General features: G+C 72.5%; 5 protein-coding genes and 1 pseudogene. 1 reads left to right on the top strand and 5 read right to left on the bottom strand.

The genetic code is table 11. The features are described 5' to 3' along the window. Positions 1-69: 69 nt before the first annotated feature. The 3 genes from EYA84_RS22240 to rsmD form a co-directional block, all read right to left on the bottom strand. Complete coding sequence (locus EYA84_RS22240; protein WP_131054984.1) at positions 70-567, bottom strand: hypothetical protein; 498 nt, start codon at positions 565-567, stop codon at positions 70-72. Between the two features lie 191 nt (positions 568-758). Then, the gene (coaD, locus tag EYA84_RS22245) at positions 759-1,241 is read right to left on the bottom strand and encodes a pantetheine-phosphate adenylyltransferase (protein ID WP_131054985.1); all 483 of its coding nucleotides are present in this window, start codon (positions 1,239-1,241) and stop codon (positions 759-761) included. Further along, positions 1,238-1,801, bottom strand: coding sequence for a 16S rRNA (guanine(966)-N(2))-methyltransferase RsmD (gene rsmD / locus EYA84_RS22250; RefSeq protein WP_131054986.1), 564 nt, complete (start codon positions 1,799-1,801; stop codon positions 1,238-1,240). Before rsmD ends, coaD begins: the two co-directional genes overlap by 4 nt. A gap of 302 nt (positions 1,802-2,103) precedes the next feature. Here rsmD and EYA84_RS22255 point away from each other — a divergent pair, with 302 nt between their 5' ends. Continuing rightward, positions 2,104-3,642, top strand: coding sequence for a cell wall anchor protein (locus tag EYA84_RS22255; protein WP_236145900.1), 1,539 nt, complete (start codon positions 2,104-2,106; stop codon positions 3,640-3,642). Positions 3,643-3,933: 291 nt separating this feature from the next. Here the strand turns inward: EYA84_RS22255 and recG are convergent, their stop codons facing one another. Further along, entirely contained in the window at positions 3,934-6,144 is a 2,211-nt protein-coding gene (gene recG, locus EYA84_RS22260; protein ID WP_131054987.1) for an ATP-dependent DNA helicase RecG, read from the bottom strand. Next, positions 6,141-7,463: pseudogene (locus EYA84_RS22265) on the bottom strand (DAK2 domain-containing protein); the annotation flags it as partial. The gene recG and the pseudogene EYA84_RS22265, both read right to left, overlap by 4 nt. Positions 7,464-7,508: the final 45 nt, after the last annotated feature.

A 7,508-nucleotide genomic window follows, 5' to 3' on the forward strand; every position in this document is an offset into this window, starting at 1 on the left:
GGTCGCCGGGCCGCGTCGGCGGCGGGCTCGGCGGCGGCAGTCCCGCACCGGCGGGTACCGACCGTGGGGTCAGAAGGGCAGTGGACGCTCCGCCTCGTCACCGCCGAAGGTGCCGATCTCGCGGAGCGCGTGCATCTTGTCCCGGCCGCGTTCGATGGAGGCCAGCGCCCGGGTGAGGAACTGCTCGAAGTTGGCCAGGGCGGTGTCGACGTAGTCGTCGACCTCCTCGCGGAGGCGCTGCGCCTCGGCCCGCGCCTCGGCGATGATCCGGGCACCCTCGTGCTCGGCGGAGACCGTGATCTCGTTCACCGAGACCAGGCGGGCGTGTTCCGCCTCACCCTCGCTGATGATCCGGTCCGCCTCCCGCTTGCCCGCCTCCATGATCTTGTCCCGCTCCTCCAGCAGGGCGGCGGCGCGGCGCAGGTCGGCGGGGAGTTCGGCGCGCAGTTCGTCCAGGGCCGCGATCATCTCGCCCCGATCGACCATGCAGTTGTTGCGCGACATGGGCACGGAGCGCGCCTGCTCCACCATGGCGATCATTTCGTCGATACGGTCGAGCGGGTCCACCGGTACCTCACTCCTGTCGTTCGTCGGGCCGACCTACATCATGCGGGCTGCGGCCACGTTCCCGCTTCATCCAATGATGTCGTCCCGACACCCCCGCGACACCCCACCCCCTCCCCCGGCGCGTCGCGCCCGGCCCCTTCGCGGCCCCGTGGCACGGACGCCGACGGCGGCCGGGGCACGGCGCGTACGCGTCAGGCAGGTGGGGTCAGGCGGGCCTTCAACGCCTCGCGGACCAGGTCAGGCACGTGCGGGCTGACGTCGCCGCCCCACTTGGCCACGTCCTTGACCAGGCTGGAGGAGAGGAAGGAGTAGAGCGGGTTGGTCGGCATGAACAACGTCTCGACCCCGGCGAGGCCGATGTTCATCTGGGCCATCTGCAACTCGTAGTCGAAGTCGCTGACCGCCCGGATGCCCTTGATCAACACCGTCGCCCGCTGGGCCCGACAGAAGTCCACCAGCAGCCCACGGAAGGACTCCACGCGGACGTTGTCGTAGGAGGCGGTCACCTCGCGGAGCATCTCGATCCGCTCCTCGACGGTGAACACGCCCGTTTTCGACTGGTTGATGAGCACACCGACGATCACCTCGTCGAACAGCCGGCTGGCCCGACCGACGATGTCGAGGTGACCGTTGGTGACCGGGTCGAACGAGCCGGGACACACCGCACGTCTCATGATCGGCGACCGTACCAAAGGGTGGTCTCGCCGTACCGACGACTGCGCAGGCCAGTGACGCCTTCCACCCACTCGACCGGGTTGCCGCGACTGGACCGCTCGATCACGAGCAGGGCGTCCGGCGCGAGCCAGCCGCCGTCGACCAGTCCGGCGAGCATCGTGGTGACGCTCTCGTGTGGCAGCGCGTACGGCGGGTCGGCGAAGACCACGTCGTACGGGTCACCCTCCGGCCCGCCGGCCAGCACCGTGGCGACCTTGCCGGTGACCAGCCGCGCCGCAGGCCCCGCCCGCAGCACCGCGATGTTCTCCCGGATCACCCGCGCGGCACGCGCGTCGGACTCGACCAGCAACACGTGCGCGGCCCCCCGGGACAGCGCCTCCAGGCCCACCGCGCCGGAGCCGGCGTACAGGTCGGCGAAGCGCGCCCCGTCCAGGTCGACCTCCGCCTGCACCGCGCTGAACAACGCCTCGCGGACCCGGTCCGAGGTCGGTCGGGTGCCGGCACCCGGCGGCGCGGCGATCCGCCGGCCGCCGAGGCTCCCGGCCACGATCCGGGTCACCCTTCGCTCCTGCTCATGCCCCTGACGCTACGCGAGGACACGATGACCCTCGCGACGAGTACGCGGCCTCGGAGGCGCGCCGACCGTCCGATCCGGACGCGAAAAGCCCTCGATCGATCACTGGCTGTATATCAATGATCTCACATTCATAACATCATCCTTAGCCCTCGCTGAGGACTGTCCCGTTCCACACGATCTCGCTAGGGTCTGCCCCGGTGCCGGCCACCTATCATCGCCGGCCATCGACACGGGTGGCACCTTCCTCCGGCGCGGCAGCCTCCGCCGGCGCCGTCCGTCCATCCGTGACGACCAAACGCTTCTTCACCCCGGGAGTACGCGTGATCCGACCCAAGCTGTCGCTCCGGCGACCGCTGGCTGTCCTGGCAGCCGCCCTCATCGGCATGACCGGAGCAGCGGCAGTGGCCACCCCGGCCAGTGCACACCACACCACCATCACCGCCACCGCCGTCTGCGACCAGCTCAGCGGCGAGCGGGTGATCACGTGGAAGGTGGTCAACAGCGAGCGCAGGTCCGCCGCCACCATCAAGAAGGTGACGACCACCCCGTCGACGAAGGTCCAGGTGCTCGTGCCGGGCGCCGAGGCCGTCGACCTCCAGGGCGTCGCGATCCCGAAGGGCGGCTTCGTCGAGGCCGTGCAGCGGGTGCCGGGCGAGACCGCGACCGCCGAGCTCGTCGTCGAGGGCCGCTGGGACAACCGGCGCGAGCAGACCAACAAGGGCAGCATCAACCTGGCCGCCGACGCTGCGTGCGCCCCCGCGCCGAAGTGCGTCGACGCCAGCGACGCCAAGTACAGCCACACGTTCGACGGCCCGAAGGGCACCGCGACCGTGAAGCTGGAGGGCGACCTGCCGCTCTGCGGTGACGCGAAGCAGTACTTCACGCTGGTGTCGTACTTCGCGCCGCGCCCGAAGTTCGCCACCCCGCAGTACGTCTACGGCGCGCCGGCCAGTGACTTCCTCGGCGGCACCCAGACCGAGATCGCGCTGAACGTCGGCGTCCCGGACTGCCACACCCAGGTCGACCTGATCTGGGGCGGCGTGGACGAGGTCATCGACCCGCTGGTCGAGAACGGCAAGCGCTACGGTGACAAGAAGCTCGGCGAGAAGGGTGCCCCCGGCAACCGCTCGTCCGGCCCGCAGGGCTGGTACAACGGCGGCAGCAAGAACTGCACCACCCCCGCCTCCACCTTCGCCTCCGCCTGCGACGGCACGGTGACCGTGTCGCTGAGCAACGACGGCACGCTCTCCCGGTACGCCGTCGAGTTCGAGGTGCGCGGCGAGAACGGCTGGTCCAAGAAGGTCACCGTCGAGCCGGGCAAGGCCGACAACGAGACCGTGGTGCCCGCCGAGAACGCCGGCGCGATCGAGGTCCTGGTCGACGGCAAGGTGATCGAGGGCGGCACGTACACGTGGCAGCGTCCCGAGGACTGCCCGCTGCCGACCGTCACCACCGACGCCGACTGCGAGACCTTCGCGCTGACCGCCTCGAACCCGGAGGGTGGCGTGCCGGTCAAGGTGGAGTTCACCTACGGCGACAAGACCGAGACGCGGACCGTCGCGCCGGGCACGTCGGAGAAGGTCAGCTTCAAGGCCGGTGACGAGGAGACCGCACTGGTCGTCCTGCCCGAGCTCGACCTGGAGCTCGAGGTCGTCTACGCCCCCGAGGACTGCGGCGGTGGCGGCGGCGGCGAGGAGCCCCCGGGCCTGCCGGTGACCGGTGCGGCGGCCGGCGGCATCGCCGCAGGCGCGATCGCCCTGCTGGCGGTCGGCGCGGTGCTGTTCGTGATGGCCCGGCGGCGTCGGATCCACTTCACCGCCTGAGCCGAGTCTGAGGGGTCCCTCCCGCGACTGAGGCGGGACCCCGACGAGATGTGAGTCCCGAGGGCGCGTCGACCACCCGGTCGGCGCGCCCTCGGCGTAGGCACGCCCTCGGCGTAGGCACGTCCGTCCGCTCGCGGCCCCCGTCGCGGCCCGGTGATCGTGCTCGATCCAGGATCGAGTGTCTTCCACGTCGCGCCGAGGCCACTCGATCCTGGATCGAGCGTGATCAAGGCAGGTCCTCGGCGCACGCGGTCAGCGCAGGTGGTCAACGCACGCGATCAACGCACGCGATCAGCCCTTTTCGAGGTACTCGGCGCGGTCGGCGTCGACCAGGGCGGCGACCGAGGCGGCCAGGGCCGGATGCCGCGCCAGGTCGGGGTCCTCCTCGACCATCTCGATCGCCTCCGCCCGCGCGTCCCGGATCAGATCCGCGTCGCGCAGCAGCGACAGCAGCCGCAGGTGCGAACGGCGGCCGGACTGCGTGGCGCCCAGCACGTCGCCCTCCCGTCGCTGCTCCAGGTCGAGCTCGGCGAGCTTGAATCCGTCGGTGGTGGAGGCGACCGCGTCCAACCGCTCCCGGGCGCTGCTGCCCTCGGTGGCCTCGGTGACCAGCAGGCAGAGCCCGGGAGCGCTGCCCCGGCCCACCCGGCCCCGGAGCTGGTGCAGCTGGGAGACGCCGAACCGGTCGGCGTCCAGCACCACCATCATCGTCGCGTTGGGCACGTTCACCCCGACCTCGACGACGGTCGTGGCCACCAGGACGTCCAGGTTCCCGGCGGCGAAGGAGCGCATCACGGCGTCCTTCTCGTCGGCGGGCAGCCGACCGTGCAGGACCCCGATGCGTACCCCGTGCAGGGGTCCCTCGGCAAGCAGCGGGGCGACCTCGGTCACCGCCAGCGGCGGACGCCGGCCGTTGTCGTCCAGTTCCGGCGGCTCCTCGTCGCCGCCGGACTTCGCATCCGCCTCCCCGATCCGGGGACACACCACGTACGCCTGGTGGCCGGCGGCGACCTCCTCGCGCAGTCGACGCCAGGCCCGGTCGAGAAAGGCGGGCTTGTCGGCGGCCGGCACGACGTGCGACGCGATCGGCGAACGGCCCTGCGGGAGCTGGGACAGCGTGGAGATCTCCAGGTCGCCGTAGACCGTCATGGCCACCGTCCGGGGGATCGGCGTGGCGGTCATCACCAGTACGTGCGGCGGCTGGTCGGCCTTGGCCCGCAACGCGTCCCGCTGCTCGACACCGAACCGGTGCTGCTCGTCGACCACCACCAGGCCCAGGTCGGCGAAGTCGACGCCCTCGTAGAGCAGGGCGTGGGTGCCGAGCACGATGCCCGCCGCCCCGCTGGACACCTCGGCCAGTGCCCGCCGCCGGGCCGCCGCGCCGAGCGAGCCGGTGACCAGCTCCACCCGGGTGGCGTCCTCGGCGGCACCGAGTTGTCCCGCCTGCGCGAGCGGGCCGAGCAGGTCGAGCATGCCCCGGTGATGCTGGGCGGCGAGCACCTCGGTCGGGGCCAGCAGCGCGGCCTGCCCGCCCGCGTCCACCACCTGGAGCATGGCCCGCAACGCCACCACCGTCTTGCCGGAGCCGACCTCGCCCTGCAACAGGCGATGCATCGGGTGGTCGGTGGCCAGGTCGGCCGCGATCTCCGCGCCGACGTCGCGCTGGCCGCCGGTGAGTTCGTACGGCAGTCGGGCGTCGAACGCGTCGAGCAGCCCGCCCTGCCGTGCCGGACGGGCCCGGGCCGGTGAGGCGGCGGCCCGCTGCTTGCGGCGGACCAGGGTCAGCTGCACGGCGAACGCCTCGTCCCACTTCAACCGGTGCCGGGCGCGGTACAGGTCCTCGCGGCTGGACGGGCGGTGGATCTCACGCAGGGCGGTGCCGAGACCGATCAGGTTGCGGGTGGCCCGCACGGTGGCGGGCAGCGGGTCCTCCGGCGGCTCGACCGTGTCCAGCACGACCCGTACGCAGCGGGTGATCACCCAGGTCGGTACGGCGGCAGCCGCCGGGTAGACCGGGATCAGCGCACCGGCGAACTCCTCCACCTGCTCGTTGGCCGCCGCCTCCCCGTCGGTCTGGTCGCCGAGCAGCACGTACTCGGGTCCGTTGAGCTGCCGTTTGCCACGGAACTCGGTGACCTTGCCGGCGAACATGCCCCACCGGCCGGGGCGCAGCTCCCGCTCCCGCCAGGCCTGGTTGCCGAAGAAGGTGAGGGTGAGCGTGCCGCCGGAACCGTCGCCGACGGTCACCTCCAGCAGGTTGCCCCGGCGCTGGCGCATCGGGCGCACCGCGGTGCGCTGCACCTGGGCCAGCACGGTGACCTGCTCCCCCACGTCGAGCGTACGGATGTCGGTGTGCTCGCCGCGCTCGTCGTACCGGCGCGGGAAGTGGTAGAGCAGGTCACCGGCGGTGTGCAGGTCGAGGTGACCGGCGAGCGCCTTGGCGGTCTTGTCACCGACGAGCTTCGTGAGCGGCGTGTCCACGGTGGTCGCGTCCGAGGTCATTCGACACCTACCAGCAGGGGATAGTGCGGTTGTCCGCCCGGATACGTGTGCACCTCCACGAAGGGCCACCGGCCGACGATGTGCGTACGCACCGCCTCGGCCAGCCCGTCCGGCGCGTCCGCGCCGACGAGGAGGGTGACCAGTTCGCCGCCGCCGCCGAGCATCCGGTCGACCAGGGCGACGCTGGTCTCCACCAGATCGGTGCCGATCAGGTGCACCTCCCCCTCCACCAGGGCGAGTACGTCACCGGCGCGGCAGGGGCCGGCGACGGTGAGGGCGTCCCGCCCGGCCCGGCACACCTCCGCGTGCCGGCAGGCCCCGGCGGCCTCGGCCATCGCGATCACGTCGTCCTCGAAGCGCCGCCCCGGGTCACGGACGGCGAGCGCGGCGAGCGCCTGCACCGGCGACCGGGTGGGCACCACGCTGACCTTCACACCCGACCGGTACGCCTCCACGGCGACCTGGTTCGCCACCGCCTGCGCGTTCGGGTCGTTGGGCAGCACCACGACCCGTACCGCCCCGGTCGCCCGGACCGCGTCGAGCAGTTCACCGGTGGACGGGTTGCCGGGCACCACCACCGCCCCCTCACCGGCGAGCAGCGCGGCGATACCGGGCCCGGTGGCCACCACCACGGCACCCCGGCCGTCGGACGCCGGTCCCGGCCCGGTCTCCCGATTTGAGTCGGCTGCCGGGCCCCGGTCGGCGGCCGGGGCCGCCCCGGGGGCGCGCTGGTCGGCGAAGCGGGTCACCGAGATCTGGTACGGGCGGCCGGCCACCACGCCCGCCTCGATCGCCGCCCCGATGTCGTCGACGTGCACGTGCACCTGCCAGGTGCCGCCGGTCGGGCTGCCGTCACCGACCACCACCAGGGAGTCGCCGAGCGCGTCCAACTCGTCGCGCATCCGGCGGACCGCCTCGGCCTCGGCGTCGAGGAGGAACTGCACCTCGTAGGAGTACCCGGTGGACGTGGTCTCCCGCGCGGCGGCCGGCGGCCGCACCTGCCGGGGAGTCGGCGTGCAGGTCACCGGACGCGCCCCGGTGACCACCTCGACCAGTGCGTCCAGCAGCAGGCAGAACCCCCGCCCACCGGCGTCGACCACACCGGCCCGGGCCAGCGCCGGCAGTTGCTCGGGCGTACGGGCCAGGGCCGTGGCCGCGCCGGACGCGGCGGCTCGCGTCACGGTGGGCAGTTCGCCGTCGGCGGCCCGTTCGGCGGCGTCCGCGGCGGCGGACGCCACCGTCAGCAGGGTGCCCTCCTCCGGCCGGGCCACCGCCGCGTACGCCGCGTCGCTCGCCGCACGCAGGGCGACGGCCAGCTCCCCTGTCTCGTATACACATATCCGAGCCCACGAGACTAGCGCTCA

Origin of the sequence: Verrucosispora sp. SN26_14.1 (genome assembly GCF_004307965.1) — a bacterium.
Classification (GTDB): domain Bacteria; phylum Actinomycetota; class Actinomycetes; order Mycobacteriales; family Micromonosporaceae; genus Micromonospora.

What these genes read in the sequence shown, in the direction of transcription:
- coaD (WP_131054985.1), bottom strand. Translation starts at nt 1,241, where the DNA reads ATGAGACGTGCGGTGTGTCCCGGCTCGTTCGACCCGGTCACCAACGGT.
- recG (WP_131054987.1), bottom strand. Translation starts at nt 6,144, where the DNA reads ATGACCTCGGACGCGACCACCGTGGACACGCCGCTCACGAAGCTCGTC.